This window comes from Fusicatenibacter faecihominis (assembly GCF_020686945.1).
Taxonomy (GTDB): domain Bacteria; phylum Bacillota; class Clostridia; order Lachnospirales; family Lachnospiraceae; genus Limivivens; species Limivivens faecihominis.
Genome location: NZ_JAJEPR010000023.1, coordinates 13831 through 31018, shown reverse-complemented (window position 1 = coordinate 31018; position 17188 = coordinate 13831). Strand labels below are relative to the sequence as shown.

The window sequence follows — 17188 nt, the reverse complement described above, 5'->3', positions numbered from 1 at the left end:
TTTTTCTCCGGAAAAACGGATCTGATCATCGGTAAAGCGGACGTTCCCGATATATATTCTGTTCTGTTGTTGTGGTGACAACGTAACATTCCTTCCCGAAAAGGAGCTTCTTCGGCAGCCGCCAGGGAACACCGTGATAAAAATCATCCGCAGTAAGCGTGCCATCGGTGTAAAGCTGCATGATGTCGCAGGGAAGCTCCAAAGAAACAAAGCCATAAGGATCCGGGACCGTCAGCCGGTACCAGTCCAGCGGACCGGGCGCGGAAAGGAGCACTTCCTCCAAGCCGGGGCCGGTAAGCGTGAAAGGAGAATCAGAAAGCTTTGTCAGCATGCAGACGGAATCATTGGATCGACAGCTAACATCCCCTGTTTCGGCAGTCAGACGCGGAGCTTCCTCACAGCCCGTTTCTTCCGCCTGCACCGAACAGGACTGAAATGCCCCGTTTTCCCAGACAAATGCCTTCTGTTCTCCCGCTTCCACAGAACGGAGTGTCCCGTCCTCCAAATAAAGGTCACAGCCTTCACCCAGATAGAGTTTCCCATCCAGCCGCCGCAAAAAGCGGGCATCCGACAGGTTTAAGGTCACAATGGAAATTTTCTTTTCCAGAATCCGGAATGCCTCCCGCCCGGTCTTCACCGAAAATTCTTTGCCATCCAAACAGTACACCGGTTCCATTCCGGGAATCTCCAGGAAAAAGAAGGTGTTTCCTTCCCGGCAAAGAGGCTGGGCTGTGGCCCAGGTAAGCTCTGCTCCTGCCAGATCCATTTTATAAGGCAGGAAAAAGCTCACCTCCCCACAGATATCCAGTGCAGGAAAACGGATCGTCTCACAGGTGCCGTTCTCATTCCGGCTCTCCACCTCAAACACCGCCTGTTCCACATCCTTCAGCCTTGTCCTACGCTGATAGTGGTTCACAAAAACAAAACCGCCCGTTCCATCCGTACGCAGAGCACTGCGGAGCTTCTCCGTGTCCATCAGCCCCGGCGAAACGCCGGCCGGCACATAGGTCATCTTCGCAAAGCATTCCCCATAATCCTTCAGAAAAAGATGCAGAAGATTCAGGAGCCGGTACTGTTCCCGCACTTCCCCGTATTCAGAAAGCGGCGCCTGGAAATCATAGGACAGCACCGGGCAGTCGTTGGGATAGCCCGTAGCCCTCGATTCCTGAAAGGAGGATAATTTTCCCATCCGGTTCGTACCGCCATGGTACATATAATATCCCAGAAGGTTGACACCCTCCCCCAAACCACAGAGAGCCATCGCATAGATATCCATGCCCTGCACCTGATACCTTCGGTGCCAGGTATTCTGCAAACCTCCGCCAAGCTCACAGTCAGCGAAAGGATAACGCTCATAGGGCAGCTGCCAGCCGTCTGCCGCTTTCATCTGCTGCAGATCTTTTCCGATAGAGGAATCATTCCGGATTCCGGTGAAAAAGTAGTGAGTGGATGGCGGAAGTTCCTCCGTACTCTGCTCCCAGGGAGCGCCGCAGTAACCACCAAACAGCGGCAGCACCTCATCCACGGGAATTTTTGCCCCGCCGGTGCTGTTCCAGCCCGTCACCGTATAAAGCGGCACTTCCATCCCACATTTTATCGCCAGCTCTTTCAGCTTTTTCAGATATTCCGCGTCATCGGGCATCTCATTTTCCAGCTGGATCGCCAGAATGGGACCGCTGTCCTTAAAGTAGAGGCCATCCAGCTGTTTTGCCACGATCCGGTACCAGCTTTCCACTTCCTGCATAAACCCCGGATTTCCATTCCGAAGAGGAAAAGGCTTTTTCAAAAGCCAGTCCGGGAAACCGCCGTTCCGCAGTTCTCCGTGGACCCAGGGTCCGATCCGCACCGCAGCCTCCATCCCCAGTTCCCCGATAAGCGTTACAAAGGCACGCAGATCATTCTGTCCCTCAAAGTCGAAAACGCCTTCCTCTTCCTCGTGGCAGAGCCAGGGCACATAGGTCGCCACCAGTTCAATGCCTCCGGCCTTCATCTTTAAGAGCTCCGTTTTCCAGTCCTCCCTGGCATAGCGGAAATAATGAAACTCTCCCATGATCCCGATCCAGGGCCGTCCCTGCCGCTCCAAGTAAAGACTGTTGACGGCAAGGCTGTCTCCTTTGGCATTTTTCCCGCCGAGATGCAGATGATTTTGCAGGACCACCGGCGTCACATATGGTTTGAATGTATTGTTCATCTCTTATCCCCCTGTCAGTTTCTCAGTATTTCACAGCCGGCTCCTCTTTTCAGGCAATATCCGCTCCCCTGCGCCTCTTTCTTTTTTCAGGAAACCCGGTAGGTGATTCCTCCCGTGAGGACCACAGCTTTTCCGTTGACTTCCAGCGTTCCCACGGTGTTCGCTGGGATCCGGCAGCTCACTTCCAGCCGTCCGCCCTCTTTCCTGCGGACGCTGACCTCCACAAGCCCCGTAAGGCTCTGATAACGGCACTCTGCCCAGTCAAGTGCTTTTGGAAGCCTGGGTTCGATCCGTATGGAAGAGTAGCCGTCTTCCGAGGAGATTCCCGCCACATAACGGTAAAACCACTCCAGTATACTTCCCATCATATCATGATCCCTGCTTCTGGCCTCGTCACTCCAGAACTCCGGAAGACAGGTCTCGCCCTTTTCCACAAAACGGTAATAGCTGGGATGCTCCTTCTGAAGGATCATATCATGGACAATATCCATCTCCCCCAGTTCTCCCAGGGTCCGGAAAATATAGGGCAGGGCAATCTCACCGGCCAGAAAACGGTGTTCCTTCACCGACTCCAGAAAGCTCTTTTCCACCGAAGCTTTCTTATCCTCAGGTACCAGACCAAACTGTAAAGGTACTGCCTGATTTCCCTGAATGATCCCGTCATCATCGCTTTCCCAGGACTGGTAGTACCATTCTCCGGTTACCGGATGTTTCTTTAATAACAAATTATTATACTGCTCCTTACAGTCTTCCGCCAGTATTTCGTACTTTTTCTGGTCTGTTTTCCTGCCAGTGCGACCTGCCAGTTCCGCTGTCAGGAGAAGATTCCGGTAAAAGTAGGCCGTCTCAATATTTTCCCTGGAATTGTCCTCTTTTCTCCAGGTTCCCCAGTCACCCAGGCCCTGTCTTAAAAAGCAGACGCCTTCTTTCTTTCCATAAACAGAGGCATAGCTGAGATATTTCTCATACTGGTAATCGGTATATTTCCGGATAAATTCATAAAAGTCCCCGGCATCCTTTTTCTCTCCGTAGAAGCGCTCCCTCTCCTTTAACCCCATGACCAGGCTGCTGCCCCAGGGAATGATATCCCAGAAGCTTCCGTCTCCGCCATCCACCAGGAAACGGGCGTAGCGGGGAGCGATCGACGGCAGAAGTCCTGCCTCGTAAGTATGGGGAAACGCACCGTGATCCACATCCTTTTCCCCTTTCGGGTACTGGCTGTCACACTGGTCCCACTCAATCTTTTCCCAGAACGGTTCCACATCATAAGTATACATGATGGAAGGTGCCATGAGGTGGTTCGGTTCCTGCCATCCCAGCCGTTCTGCCGTGGGGCAGTCCGTATGGACATGCTGAAGATTATTCCGGATTGAATTTTCTATCAGGTTCTGAATCTCGGCATAACGGACATCCGAGCAGTAAAACTCTCCGGTCCGCTCCACAGAACTGCTGATCTGACAGCCCCGCAGATACAAAACCTCCGGCTTTTCCTCCCCTGCTTCCTGCAAAAATTCCACCTTTACATAGCGGCCCGCGAGATAGGTAAACTTTGGTGCAAAACACTCTGTCTCTCCGGAAAGTGTCTCCTCGCACCAGGAATTTGTCATGGGATGGAAGGACTCTCCCGCTTTCCAGTTTTCCGCACACTGGAGACGAAGTTTCTGGCCGCAGGTTCCCTTCACCCGAAGCTCAAAAAGGAAAGCCATATTCTGGCCAAGATCATAGATCCGGCTTCCATCCGCCTCCTCTGCTGCCAGTTTTCCTTCATAAGCCCGGATAACTTTGACCGGAGCATAAAGCATAGGCTCCAGCGTCCCAAGCTTCGGACCGTCTTCCAGAAATGCAGCCTTCGCCAGCTTTTCTTCCTCTTCCGGTGAAAACAGCCAGTAAGTGTTCTCTTTTCTGCTGTCAAAGTCCTCCGAACCATAAATATTCGTATAAGTCACCGGACTTTCCAGGATCCTCCAGCTTTCATCCGTCACTACCTCTTCCCGGGTGCCGTCCTCATACTCCAGTGTCAGAAAAACATTTACTCCCAGCTTGTCTCCAAAGGCCTCATAGCCTTTATCCATGGTGTAAAAATACCGCCCGTCCTTGCATTTTCCATAGTACCAGCCATTTCCAGCCTCCATGGAAAGACAGTTCCGTCCTTCCTTTAAAAGAGCGGTGACCTCGAACGTCCGGTAATGGATCCGTTTGTGAAAATCCGTCCAGGAACCGTTAAGCACACTGTCATCCGGCAGTTTTCCGTTGATCCGAAGCTCATACTGGCCTGTCGCTGCTGCGGAGCAGTATGCGTTTTTCAGTTTCTTTCCCGGTTCAAGAAAACGAAGGGCATAGAACGGGTCTCCCGTCCCGTTTCCGATCCAGTTCTTCTCCGGAGTCTTTTCCGGGGCAATGCCGCTTACATAAATCTCTGAGCGTCCGCTTTCCGTTTTTCCCTCTGTATCCGTAATCTCTACTTCTGCAAAGAAGCGGATATGTGTTTGAAAAGAAAGCTCCAGCCGGTGTCCGTTCTGCTTTCCGGTCTCCAGTGTCCCCGTGTCGTACAGGCACCCGCCATCCGGCCTTTTTAAAAGGATCCGGCAGGCGGCCTGCCGTTTTCCTGCATCTCTTTCAGAAAATTTCCAACAGATCACCAGAGCTTCTACGATTCCTTCCCGGACTGCTGTGTTTTGAATTTTGATATCGATCGGTCTCATTTTTTATCCTTTCACGCTTCCCATCGTAAGCCCTGTCGTAAAATATTTCTGAAGGAAGGGATAGATCAGCATCAGCGGGATGACTGAAATAAAGATCTGTGCTGCCTTCATATTCGTATCGTTGATATCCACTAACTTTGCGATCGCCTTTACATCTCCCTGCGCCAGGATCTCCGTTGTGGAAGTGACCAGAGTCTGAAGATAAGACTGAAGCGGATAATTGGTGGTATGGTTGGAATAGATCAGGCCGTCAAACCAGGAATTCCAGTGATTGATCAGGCTGAACAAAATGATCGTTGCCAGAGACGGCTTGGATATGGGAATAAAGATCCGCCATAAAATCTGCCACTGGCTGGCTCCGTCCAGCTTTGCCGATTCCTCCAGTTCTGACGGGATCCCGCGGAAAAAGTTCATAAGAACGATGCAGTTGAAAATAGGAACTGCTCCCGGGATGATCAGCGCCCACACGGTATCGATCAGCTTTGTCTTGGAGACAATGTAATAGGTGGGCATCAGACCACCGTTAAAAAGCATGACCGTGAGCATATAAGCCACATAATATTTCCGGGCTTTGAACTGTCTTTCATCTTTGGATAACGGATAGGCCACCAGGATCGTCAGCAGCGTATTCAGCGGAACACCCAGTAAAACCCTTTTAACACTCACAGAAACAGAACTCCAGAATTCTTTACTCTCCAGCACATACTGATAAGCTTTCAGTGTGAACTCCTTCGGCCAGAGAAAAACTTTATTTTCAATGATGGGCTGAGAGGCACTGAAGGAATAGGCCAGCAGATTCAAAAGCGGCACCATACAGATCAGGCATAAAAGCAGGATCACGATCACATCCACTGCCAGAAAGACTTTTCTTCCCATCGATGTTTTTTTCCGATTCATATGTGTTTCACCTCCTACCACACTTTGTATCCGGCATATTTGTCCGCCAGCTTGTAGCCGGTAAGCACAAGGATACAGGACACTACGGATTTTAAAAGACCAACGGCTGCCGACAGGGAATACTGCTGATTGATCAGTCCCAGACGGTATACCAGCGTATCGATGATATCACCGGTTGCGTAAACAGCCGGACTGTACAGGTTAAAGATCTGGTCAAAGCCCGCATTCAGAACGCTGCCGATAGACATGATCGTCATAAGTGCGATAAAGGGTGCAATGCCCGGCATGGTCACATGGATCGTCTGCTTGATCTTGCCGGCTCCGTCCACCATGGCCGCCTCGTAAAGGGTCGGATCGATGCCGGTAAGTGCCGCCAGATAAATGATCGTGTTATAACCGAAATTTTTCCAGATATCGCTGATGATCATTGTTCCCCGGAACGTGCTGTTGCTGCCCAGAAAATAGATGGGCTCTTTGATGATATGTAAATTCACCAGAAGCGTATTCAGAAGGCCCGGTGTGGTGGAGGAGCTGCCCGGAGAAAGGAATTTGATCAGGATTCCTCCTAAAACCACCCAGGATAAAAAGTAAGGCAGGTAAGTAATGGTCTGCGCCGCCCGCTTAAACCAGCGTACCCGGATCTCATTTAGGAGAAGAGCAAAACTGATCGGCACCACAAGATTTCCGATGATCTTTCCGATGGCAATGATCAGAGTATTTCGTACCGCAGGCCAGGTGTCAGGCAGAAGCATGAGCTTCTTAAAATTGGCCAGTCCGACAAAACTGGAATGTAAAAAACCCTTCATCGGATGAAAATTCTGGAAGGCCATGAGGATTCCTGCCGGGATCGGCAGGATGTTATAGATGAACAGGAGAATGACCGGAACAAGGAGCATCAGATGGAACGCCCTGTTGTCACTTCCCTGCCGTGTCTGTTTCTTTTTCTGTTTCATAGGAACCCCTTTCTGTCTCTTCGACCGGTTTTTGAGAAAAAAAGGGCTGTTACACCTTTTCTTTCAGTATAACAGCCTCTTTTTTCATTCATGGCAAAGCTTACTTGTTACTGTCTGCCCATTCCTGCGCTTCTGCCAGGGCATCATCGCCGCCCAGTGCATGCCAGTTGGAAACCAGGCCGTCATAGCTGTCCACGGACTCGCCGGTAATGATCTTCACAATGGTCTCAATGGTGAGTTTTTTCAGCGTCGGGGAAACCTCTGCCATTTTCTCTGTCGGGATTCCCTGATAAGCCGGAGAAATGAAACCATCCTCTTTTATCAGCTGATCAAGAGCTGCATAACCGCCGTTCGGATCACCGAATACGGTATAAAGAGCTGCACCTGAGTTCTGGGCTGCGTCTTCTGCATCCAGGGTTCCTGCTTCCTTGGCATCCACGAAAGCTTTCATGTTGGTATAGTCACTCATCTGTTCCATATTCAGTTCACTGGTATCACCGGTCTGAAGAGCTGCGGATTCTTTCTGGAAATTATCGTAGTTTTTCAGCGGAGCCAGCGTCCACATCAGACCTGACTTATAACCGGTATGCTCATTGTCTCCATAATAAGTATTGAAATCCTCTTCGTTTTCCGGATGGCAGAGTTTTTTCACACTGAGGTTCATCAGTTTGATCAGCACTTCCGGATTCTCACACTTGGAGCTTACACAGTAAACCTGGGTAAAGCTCGGTGCAAAATAACTCTTGTTATCGCCGGTTCCTGTTCCATCCGGAATGGGAGCTGCCGTAATGTGTGCTTCAGGAGTGCTCTTCATTGCACTGGACATGGGAACCATGCCGCCCCACATAGGTGCAAACCAGATACCACAGCGTCCTGCACCTGCTTCTTCAAAGATAGAGTTGCTGTCCATCGTGATAAAATCTCTGGTGATGGAGCCGTTCTGGTACATCTCCTGAAGAGTCGTCAGGGCTTCCTTGGCTTTCTCGGCATTTTCTCCACCCCATACAACCTTGCCGTTTCCGTCATCCATGAAAGTCATGGCATCAGAGCCGGGATAGAGACCGAAGCATTCGAAGAAACCTTCCAGCGTTCCGATGGATTTTGTCAGGACTTCCACGCCGTCCACAGCCAGACCGTATGTATCGTTCTGTCCGTTTCCGTCCGGATCATCCTCCGTAAAGGCTCTTGCCACTTCTTTCAGCTCCTCGATCGTTGTCGGCATCTTTAATCCCAGGTTATCCAGCCAGTCCTGACGGATAAACATGACCGGAACCTCATCATAACCGTTACCCATCATGGGAAGACCGTAGATTTTTCCATCCAGCGTGAGGGCATTCATGCTCTGTCCGCCGTCCACACCTACATATTCTTTCAGTTCATCAGAAGCATACTTTTCATAAAGCTCCGTGATATCTGCGATCACACCTGTCTGCGCATAATTCACATAATCCGTAGCATCCATGCTGATGATATCCGGATAATCGCCGGACATGATTGCTGTGGAAAGCTTGGTCTGTGCCTGAGAACTGTCCACTTCATAAATGACATCCGGGATGATGTTATGGGATTTATACAGGTTCACCCAGTCATTATTGCTGGAATCCTGTCCTGCTTTCCAGGAAAAATCCTTCCCCCAGGAATACCCGATCTTGATCGTTACCGGTTCCTCAAACCCGTACAGGTCCTCATCTGCCTTTGCCGTTCCTGCCGCTCCGAGTACGGTGCTTAAAACCATGGATGCCATCAGTGCCATCATCATTTTCTTTTTCATACCGTAAACCTCCTTGTGTTTGTTTTTGATACTTTTATTATACAGGCAGGTTTCTCCAGTTTCCATGTGCATGATTTTACTTTTGGTTCATTTCATTACTTCTTCTGCTCCCGGTACTCATTCGGTGACATTCCCATGCAGGCACGGAACGTCCGCGAAAAGGAATGTGAAGACTGATAACCTGCTTTTTTCGCGATGGTCTGGACTTTTTCCCCGGTACACAAGAGAAGCTGTCTGGACAGTTCCATTCGTTTTCTCAGGATAAATTCCGATAATCCGATGCCATATTTCTGTTTGAAGATCCGCGAAAGATAGCTGGAGTTAAAACCGCTCACCGCCGCCAGCTGGGTCAGTGTCAGATCTCCTGCCAGATTTTCCTCTATGTAAGCAGTCAGTTTTTCAAGAGAACGGTCGGAAAGACTCTCATCCGTCCCTTCGCCTTCCTCAAAAATGACATCGGAGAGGTCATAGAGATAACTTCCCGCCTCCGCCCAGGAGCCGTACTCATTAAAATTCATAAGCTTGTAAAGACCTATGCGGAAGGCCAGTTTTTCACTGATCCCCTGCTCGTTGATGTACTGCATCATAAGAACGGAGACCGAATAATAGAGCTCCAGGGCATTCATATCGTGCATGCTCTCAAACTGGTTCAGGCGGCTGACGATCTCGCCCAGGATCAGATAGTAGTTCTCTCTTTGGCCATTTTTCAGATAGAGTTTCAACAATTCCATCTGTTTGCCTTTTTCCGGCAGCTTTGTTGTCTCCATCTCTGTCTTCAGGATTTCTGCATGAGCGATAAGACTTCCCTCACCAGTCATATTTACAGACATGAGCTGGCGAAGTTCCAAAAGCTTTGCATTGAAGGCGGAAATTGTCACAGGTTCTGAGGACATAATGGCCGAAAAACTCATATCCGCCGTATTTTCCAGTGTTTCCTGTGCATATTCCAGTGCACCCTGGATCACGGTAAAGAGCCGGTTTGTTTCCGTTTCTTCCTGCTTCAGCTGCGTCATGAGCATAAGGAAATCCTGCTCCATCCCAAAAAACAGCTTCCGCACAGTGGCAGGTACATACTGATCAAAAGCGGAAAAGAGATTTTCCAGCATTTCTTCCTGCGTCAAGTCTGCCTGGTCCCTCCGCTCCGGCCGGATCAGGGTGCAGAGCATAGGCTTCGTAAGATCCAGAGAAAAGTTTCCCTCTTTCTCCCATTTCTTTGGAAGCTCTCCTTTCTTTCTCAGGCTTTCCAGCAGTTCCCGGAAATTCTCCCTTTCCACGCAGTACTTCATCCACTGGTCCTGACGGAGCTCTTCTTTCCGGCGTGTCATCTGGCGGATCTCTTCGAAAGCCTCCTCCACCGTGGCTTTGATAACCTTCTCTTCTTCACTTTTCAGGATGTATTTTACATCCTTATCCTGGCTTACCCGGTAAATATCCTCAAACTGTGGATAAGCAGTGAGAAAGATCACCTTGCAGGCCGGCCAGTTTTCCCGGATCCGGTCGTAAAGTTCCATTCCTGTCATGCCCGGCATCTTGATGTCTGTCAGCACCACATCAAAACGGATCCTGTTCAGAAGCTCCAGCGCCTCTTTCCCGGAAACAGCCGTATGAACCTCCAGTTCCTCTTTCAGATCATACTGGAACATCTCCTCCAGCCAGTAGACATTATCGATCTCATCATCCACGATCAGCAAACGGTACATCTTTTCCTTCTCCTTCCAGACAAATAGTCACACAGGTCCCGCCAAAAACACTTCTCTTTATCTCCAGACCGGCCATTCCGCCGTAATAGAGCTGAAGCCGCCGGTGAATGTTGATCATTCCTGTGACCTCTCCCTTTTCATTGGCTCCCTTCTGCAGGCTCTCCCTCATTTTTTCCAGAACTTCTTCTGTCACACTGCCATTGTCCTCGAGATGAATGTAAAAACGTCCATCCTTCTCTTCATAGGAAACCGTCAGAAGTCCGTTTTCTTCCTTGTCCCCAAGACCGTACTCCAAAGCATTTTCCAGCAAAGGCTGTATGATCAGCCTTGGAACTTTGAGTTTCTGCATATCTTCCGGCAGCTCTGCCAGTCGGATCTCCATTCTGGCAGCAAAACGGGATGCCTGGATCCTGGCATAACAGTAAGCGTGATCCACTTCCTGCGAAAGTTCTACATAATCCTGGGCATTTCTCGTAAGATACCGGAAATACCTGCCCAGAAGCTCTGTGAGCTCCTCAGCGCTTTCGTATTCTTCCCGGTAAATCTTGCTCCGGATGGAAAACAGGCTGTTATAAAGGAAATGCGGGTTGATCTGTTCCTGCAGCTGCTTTAATTCCGCCCTCTGCTTCAGTTCCTTCTGTTCATAGACTTCCTGGATCAGATCCTGTATCCGGTCTTCCATCTCATTAAAACCTTCATAAAGATAGGCAAATTCACTGTTATTCTTTTCCTCAATATGCTCCTGGAAATTTCCTTTTTTCACCCGGTTGAACGCCCTGAGAAGATGCTGCATGGGCGTATGGATGAGACGCTGCGTGTAAAGAATAAAGATCACCGTGATCGCCAGTATGATCAGCCAGGCTGCAAGGATAAACGTTTTCATCCGATTGATCTTATACATGATCGGTGCTTCCTTGGAATACTGAACAAAGGTTCCAAGTGACGGAGATTCCTTCGTGATGACAAGATAAGATTCCGAACCGATTTTTACCCGCTGAGTTTCCTCATAAATCCCGGTTTCGTCTTTTTTCAGAAGCGAAAGGATATTGCTTCCCAGGTATTCCGCACTGGTTCCCGTATCCAGGATCACGGAAGCATCCCGGTAAAAGAAAGCGCCGCTGGTCTCATCCTTGATCATCGTCTGCATCGTCTTCTGAATCTCTTCCCTGGAAAGGATGATGCTCACAATATGGGAAGGGTAATTCTGCGTGCTGATGCTATGCCGGTCCGCTTCCAGAAAATACATGCCGTTCTCATTGATATGAAGCCCTGAGACATTGTCCTGCATATAATCATCCAGAAGCGCCCAGTCCTCCTCGTTCTGCATACGGCCGGCCGAGGACGGCGTTATCATATAATTGGTATTGGGAATAAAAAGATAGATATTTTGGATCAGATTGCTGCAGCCCTGGATCGCCTGCAGACGTTCTTCGAGAGACAGAAGGGCGTCTCTCCGCTCATAGTCAGAAAGGCTGCTCCTCTCCTCCATCAGAAAAACAAGCCGCCTGTCATAAAAGAAATTGATTTCCAGATTATAAATATTTTCCAGCTGAGCATCCAGAGTCTCCAGGTAATACTCGGACTGTGCGTTCATTCTGTCATAAACCTCTTCTCTGGCAAGCTGAAACGCATTCAGAAAAATAGCGGTCATAACCAGCACGATAATCGCATTTCCCAGTGCAAAACAGATCAGCTGTTTCACAAAAATAGAATGGATTCCAAATCGTTCTTTCATTCATACTCCCCCTTTTCCAGAATTGTAACACGCCCCCTTTCCTCATACAAGTGAAAAAAACTCCCTCCCGCCGGATCCTTTCCTGCGGGAGAGAGTTCTGTTTATTCATCTCTGTCTTCAAAGGTTTCTTTCAGTTTCTCAAAACCTTCTTTGAAAATGCCTTTTTTCTTTGTTTTTTCTTTCTCCTTTGCCGGAGCAGAGGATTCTGTACTCTGATTCAGGGAATTGCCGGTCTCCAGATCAAATCTGCGAAGTGCTTCTTTTGCATCTTCATTCAGTTTCGTGGGCACCTGAACGACCAGAGTGACATAGTGGTCGCCGCGGATCGTTTTGTTTCTGAGAGAAGGCACGCCTTTTCCTCTCAAACGCACCTTGGTATCGGTCTGTGTACCCGGTTTTACCGTGTACAGCACATCGCCGTCTACCGTCTTGATCCGCACATCACCGCCCAGCGCTGCCTGCGCAAAGGAAATGGGTGCTGTAGAGAAGATATTCATATCCTGACGCTGGAAGATCGGGTGGCGCTGTACGTTCACTTCCACCAGAAGATCTCCTCTGGGACCTCCGTTCACGCCCGGCTCTCCTTTTTCACGGATCCGGATGCTCTGACCGTCATCGATACCGGCCGGGATCGTTACTGCGATCTTCTTGCGGCTGCTGGTATACCCCGCACCACGACAGTTCGGACACTTCTCTTTCACGATCTTACCGGTACCGCCGCAGTCCGGACAGGTCTGTACATTTCGAACCATCCCGAAAAGAGACTGCTGCGTATAGACCACCTGGCCTTTGCCGCCACATTTCGGACAGGTTTCCGGCGTCGTTCCGGGCTTGGCTCCTGTTCCATGACAGGTGGTACATTCATCCTTCAGATTCAGCTCCAGCTGTTTCTCACAGCCGAAAACAGCTTCCTCAAAGGTGATCGTCACGCTGGCGCGTAAATTGGCTCCTTTCATCGGACCGTTGTTTGCTGCCCTGCGGCTGCGTCCACCGCCTCCGAAAAGATCTCCGAAAATATCTCCAAAGATATCTCCCATATCACCGCCATTGAAATCAAAGCCGCCAAAGCCGCCGGCTCCGCCGCCGCCCTGCTCAAATGCTGCATGACCAAACTGATCATACTGTCTTCTCTTTTCGGCATCGCTCAAGATCGCATATGCTTCGGAAGCCTCTTTAAACTTTTTCTCAGCTTCCTTGTCACCCGGGTTCATGTCCGGATGGTATTTCTTTGCCAGCTGCCGGTATGCTTTTTTTATGGTAGCCTCATCTGCGTTCTTATCAACGCCAAGGACTTCATAATAATCGCGTTTGCTCTCTGCCATTTTTCTCCTCCATTCCATGTGCCGCGAAAAAACAGCAGATTCGGCACATCAGGCTCTTCTTCTTGCTTATTTATAAAACCACAAACGGGGGGACGGCTCTCACCCTCCCCCGATCTGTGTTACATCCTGTATGATTTTATACCTCTTTGTAGTCTCCGTCAACTACATCATCGGAATTATCTGTGCCTGCTCCGGCGTTCATATCCGGTCCCGGGCCAGCCTGGCCAGCCTGCTGAGCTCCCTGTGCCTGCTCGTAAACTTTTGCAAACAGCTTCTGAGCGCTCTCCATCAGTTTCTCTTTTGCAGCTTTAATCTCTGCAACCTGAGAATCAGTCATATCTTCCGGATTGGTGCTGGCGATGAGACTCTTCAGAGCGTTCAGATCAGCCTCAACAGCAGTCTTATCGTTGGAATCCAGTTTGTCACCAACCTCTTCCATTGCCTTCTCGGTCTGGAATACCATGGAATCCGCTTCGTTTCTGGTATCGATTGCCTCTTTCCGCTTCTTATCCTGAGCCTCGTACTCAGCTGCTTCTTTGACAGCCTTGTCGATCTCGGAATCGCTCATGTTAGAACCGGAGGTGATGGTGATGTGCTGTTCTTTGCCTGTTCCCAGGTCCTTAGCGGATACGTTTACAATACCGTTGGCATCGATATCGAAAGTAACCTCGATCTGCGGAACACCTCTTCTTGCAGGCGGGATACCATCCAGACGGAACTGTCCGAGGGTCTTGTTATCTCTTGCAAACTGACGCTCACCCTGTACTACATGGATATCTACAGCGGTCTGGTTATCAGCTGCGGTAGAGAAGATCTGGCTCTTCTTGGTCGGGATTGTGGTATTTCTCTCGATCAGACGGGTTGCGATACCGCCCATGGTCTCGATAGACAGAGACAGCGGAGTAACATCCAGAAGAAGGATATCACCTGCACCGGCATCTCCTGCCAGTTTACCACCCTGAATGGAAGCACCGATGGCTACGCACTCATCCGGGTTCAGGCTCTTGTTCGGCTCATGTCCGGTCAGGGCTTTTACCTTATCCTGTACAGCCGGGATACGGGTAGAACCACCTACCAGAAGGACTTTGGAAAGGTCGCTGGCATTCAGGCCTGCATCTTTCAGTGCGGTGTTTACCGGGCCTGCAGTAGCCTCTACCAGGTCATGAGTCAGCTCGTCGAATTTTGCACGGGTCAGGTTCATGTCGAAGTGCTTCGGTCCCTCAGCGGTTGCTGTGATGAAGGGCAGGTTGATGTTTGTGGTGGTTGCACTGGAAAGCTCTTTCTTTGCTTTCTCAGCTGCCTCTCTCAGTCTCTGGAGAGCCATCTTATCGTTGGAAAGGTCTACACCCTCAGTTCTCTTGAACTCGGAAATCATGTAGTCGGTAATTTTCTGGTCGAAGTCATCGCCGCCCAGGTGGTTGTTACCAGCGGTTGCCAGAACTTCGATAACGCCGTCACCGATCTCGATGATAGATACATCAAAGGTACCGCCGCCCAGGTCGTATACCATGATCTTCTGCTCATTCTCGTTGTCCAGGCCGTATGCCAGTGCAGCTGCGGTCGGCTCGTTGATGATACGTTTTACATCCAGGCCTGCGATCTTACCTGCATCCTTGGTTGCCTGACGCTGTGCGTCGTTGAAGTATGCCGGAACGGTGATAACTGCCTCGGTTACTTTCTCACCGAGATAGTTCTCAGCGTCCGCTTTCAGTTTCTGAAGGATCATTGCGGAGATCTCCTGCGGAGAGTATTTCTTTCCTTCGATCTCTACTCTGAAATCGCTTCCCATATGTCTTTTAATGGAAGAGATAGTTCTGTCAGAGTTGGTAACAGCCTGACGTTTTGCAGGCTCACCTACCAGTCTTTCGCCTGTTTTTGTAAATGCTACTACAGACGGTGTGGTTCTGGAACCTTCTGTATTTGTAACAACTACCGGTTTTCCACCTTCCATGACTGCTACGCAGCTATTTGTTGTACCTAAGTCAATACCAATAATCTTGCTCATGATCAATTCCTCCTGTACTTATTTGCTTATTGTCTATATCTGAAATCCGCTTTTCGCGGATGAACCTGGATGAATCAGACATCCATCAGTTGGCTACCTTTACCATACTGTGGCGTACCACGGAATCGTGATACATGTAGCCTTTCTGAAATTCCTCTATTACTACATTTTCGCCCTGTTCGTCATCCTCCACATGCATCACTGCATTATGGAAATTCGGATCAAAGGGCTGGCCGACAGCCTCGATGGGTTTTACTCCCAGCTCATCGAATACGGTGAGCAACTGTTTGTAAACCTTATCCACACCGGCCACGAAGGGGTCTTCCTTCTGATCTTCGGGAACAGATGCAAGACCGCGCTCGAAGTTGTCAACCACCGGAAGCAGTTTCTCAACCACGCTTTTTGCACCCATCTCAAACATTCCAGATTTTTCTTTCTCGGTCCGTTTGCGGAAGTTATCAAACTCAGCCATCTGGCGTCTCAGTTTATCGGTAAGATCTTCAATCTGAGTATCTTTTTTGTCTTTCTTTTTCTTTCCAAAGAAGCCTTTTTTCTCTGAAACATTTTCCTCTTCGGTCTCTGTTCCCTCCGCATGTTCTGCCTGCTTCTCAGTCTCTTCTGCGGTCTCCTCTCTGGTTGTCTTTTCTTCCTCAGAAGCTTTTACTTCTTCGGAATCCATTGTTTTCTTTGTTTCCTCAGCCACGTTTGTTACCGCCCTTCTTTGTTCTTATTAAAAATCAGATCCAGCTGATTGGTCAGCGTTTTCAGATTGTCAACCACTTTTTCGTAATCCATTCGCTTCGGTCCTACGATGCCGATCGTACCTCTCATGCCTTCGCCCAGCTCATAGGTAGTAGTTACCACGCTGCAGTCCTTCATGGTCTGCCCCGGCGTCTCATTGCCGATGTAAACCTGGATGCCGGTATCCTCGCCGTCCTTCATGTCTTCCATGAGGCTTGCGAGCTGCTGCTTATCCTCAAAGGCACTGATGAGAGCGCTGGCCTTCGTGCTGTCCGCCAGCTCCGGGTACTTGAAAATGTTCGTCGTACCGCTGGTGTAAACCTCCAGGTCGTCATCCATCTGAATGGCCTCTGCCACCGCATCCAGCACGCTGTTGATAACCTCACTATGGATGCCCGCCTGCTCTTTCAGTTTGGCGATGGTGGAAAGATTGATCTCTTCCATCGTCAGGCCGTTCAGGCTGGTGTTCAGCAGAATGTTCAGCTTCAGGATCGTCTCATTGTCCAGGCCGTGGCTGATGGGAATGACTTTGTTCTTCACCACATTGCCTTCCGCTACCACAACCGCCAACAGCTGATCTTCGCTGATCACCGACAGCTGGATAAATTTCAGCTTCGTCCGGTGATACTGAGGCGAGGTAATCATGGTGGCGTAGTTGGTATTGGCTGCCAAGACCTTGGCCATCTGCTTTAATACCAGTTCCATCTTGTCCTGCCGCTGGATCATGAGCTCCTTCATCTCGGTGACTTCCTGCTCCTTCTCCTTCATGAGCTGATCGACGTAAAACCGATAACCCATATCGGAGGGAATCCGTCCTGCCGAGGTGTGAGGCTGAATGATGTAACCCATCTCCTCGAGATCCGACATTTCATTACGAATGGTTGCGGAGCTTAACCCCAAGTCTGCATATTTGGAAATCGTTCTGGAACCTACCGGCTCTCCCGTTTCCAGATAGTTCTGGATAATCGCATGTAGGATTTTCTGCTTGCGCTCATCAAGTTCCTGCATTCTCAAGGTCTCCTTTCTTCTAGAGAGTGAATCTTCTGTGGTCCGCCCACATCCTTTCGGATGTTGTTAGCACTCATCTCTATAGAGTGCTAACATCTATGTACATAACATATCACCAGACCCCACCTTTGTCAATAGGCATTTTCAGTTTTTTTGTGAAAAA

The 17188-nt window shown here is 49.5% G+C and carries 11 protein-coding genes; all 11 read right to left on the bottom strand.

Annotation, left to right across the window (positions count from 1 at the left end):
* Window positions 1-25: 25 nt before the first annotated feature.
* Window positions 26-2191, bottom strand: a complete 2166-nt coding sequence (locus tag LKD71_RS12530; RefSeq protein WP_227615670.1) for a beta-galactosidase — start codon at window positions 2189-2191, stop codon at window positions 26-28.
* Between the two features lie 86 nt (window positions 2192-2277).
* Entirely contained in the window at window positions 2278-4893 is a 2616-nt protein-coding gene (locus LKD71_RS12525) for a family 78 glycoside hydrolase catalytic domain (RefSeq protein WP_227615669.1), read from the bottom strand.
* 3 nt (window positions 4894-4896) lie between these two features.
* A complete protein-coding gene (locus LKD71_RS12520) occupies window positions 4897-5790 on the bottom strand; it encodes a carbohydrate ABC transporter permease (protein ID WP_178046960.1) in 894 nt (297 codons plus the stop codon).
* Between the two features lie 14 nt (window positions 5791-5804).
* On the bottom strand, window positions 5805-6743 hold the full coding sequence (locus tag LKD71_RS12515) for an ABC transporter permease (RefSeq protein WP_117765364.1): 939 nt from the start codon (window positions 6741-6743) through the stop codon (window positions 5805-5807).
* Between the two features lie 100 nt (window positions 6744-6843).
* On the bottom strand, window positions 6844-8514 hold the full coding sequence (locus tag LKD71_RS12510) for an extracellular solute-binding protein (RefSeq protein WP_178046961.1): 1671 nt from the start codon (window positions 8512-8514) through the stop codon (window positions 6844-6846).
* Between the two features lie 95 nt (window positions 8515-8609).
* A complete protein-coding gene (locus LKD71_RS18240) occupies window positions 8610-10214 on the bottom strand; it encodes a response regulator (RefSeq protein WP_117765369.1) in 1605 nt (534 codons plus the stop codon).
* Entirely contained in the window at window positions 10189-11949 is a 1761-nt protein-coding gene (locus tag LKD71_RS12500) for a sensor histidine kinase (RefSeq protein WP_227615668.1), read from the bottom strand. The genes LKD71_RS18240 and LKD71_RS12500 overlap by 26 nt, the downstream gene beginning before the upstream one ends.
* Window positions 11950-12050: 101 nt before the next feature.
* Window positions 12051-13271, bottom strand: a complete 1221-nt coding sequence (gene dnaJ, locus LKD71_RS12495) for a molecular chaperone DnaJ (protein ID WP_227615667.1) — start codon at window positions 13269-13271, stop codon at window positions 12051-12053.
* Window positions 13272-13407: 136 nt separating this feature from the next.
* A complete protein-coding gene (gene dnaK, locus LKD71_RS12490) occupies window positions 13408-15276 on the bottom strand; it encodes a molecular chaperone DnaK (RefSeq protein WP_178046900.1) in 1869 nt (622 codons plus the stop codon).
* Between the two features lie 85 nt (window positions 15277-15361).
* Window positions 15362-15955: a nucleotide exchange factor GrpE gene (gene grpE / locus LKD71_RS12485; RefSeq protein WP_178046901.1), complete on the bottom strand. Its 594-nt coding sequence runs from the start codon at window positions 15953-15955 to the stop codon at window positions 15362-15364.
* Between the two features lie 29 nt (window positions 15956-15984).
* On the bottom strand, window positions 15985-17025 hold the full coding sequence (gene hrcA, locus LKD71_RS12480; RefSeq protein WP_178046902.1) for a heat-inducible transcriptional repressor HrcA: 1041 nt from the start codon (window positions 17023-17025) through the stop codon (window positions 15985-15987).
* Window positions 17026-17188 lie beyond the last annotated feature (163 nt).

What these genes read in the sequence shown, in the direction of transcription:
- LKD71_RS12530 (WP_227615670.1), bottom strand. Translation starts at nt 2,191, where the DNA reads ATGAACAATACATTCAAACCATATGTGACGCCGGTGGTCCTGCAAAAT.
- LKD71_RS12525 (WP_227615669.1), bottom strand. Translation starts at nt 4,893, where the DNA reads ATGAGACCGATCGATATCAAAATTCAAAACACAGCAGTCCGGGAAGGA.
- LKD71_RS12520 (WP_178046960.1), bottom strand. Translation starts at nt 5,790, where the DNA reads ATGAATCGGAAAAAAACATCGATGGGAAGAAAAGTCTTTCTGGCAGTG.
- LKD71_RS12515 (WP_117765364.1), bottom strand. Translation starts at nt 6,743, where the DNA reads ATGAAACAGAAAAAGAAACAGACACGGCAGGGAAGTGACAACAGGGCG.
- LKD71_RS12510 (WP_178046961.1), bottom strand. Translation starts at nt 8,514, where the DNA reads ATGAAAAAGAAAATGATGATGGCACTGATGGCATCCATGGTTTTAAGC.
- LKD71_RS18240 (WP_117765369.1), bottom strand. Translation starts at nt 10,214, where the DNA reads ATGTACCGTTTGCTGATCGTGGATGATGAGATCGATAATGTCTACTGG.
- LKD71_RS12500 (WP_227615668.1), bottom strand. Translation starts at nt 11,949, where the DNA reads ATGAAAGAACGATTTGGAATCCATTCTATTTTTGTGAAACAGCTGATC.
- dnaJ (WP_227615667.1), bottom strand. Translation starts at nt 13,271, where the DNA reads ATGGCAGAGAGCAAACGCGATTATTATGAAGTCCTTGGCGTTGATAAG.
- dnaK (WP_178046900.1), bottom strand. Translation starts at nt 15,276, where the DNA reads ATGAGCAAGATTATTGGTATTGACTTAGGTACAACAAATAGCTGCGTA.
- grpE (WP_178046901.1), bottom strand. Translation starts at nt 15,955, where the DNA reads ATGGATTCCGAAGAAGTAAAAGCTTCTGAGGAAGAAAAGACAACCAGA.
- hrcA (WP_178046902.1), bottom strand. Translation starts at nt 17,025, where the DNA reads ATGCAGGAACTTGATGAGCGCAAGCAGAAAATCCTACATGCGATTATC.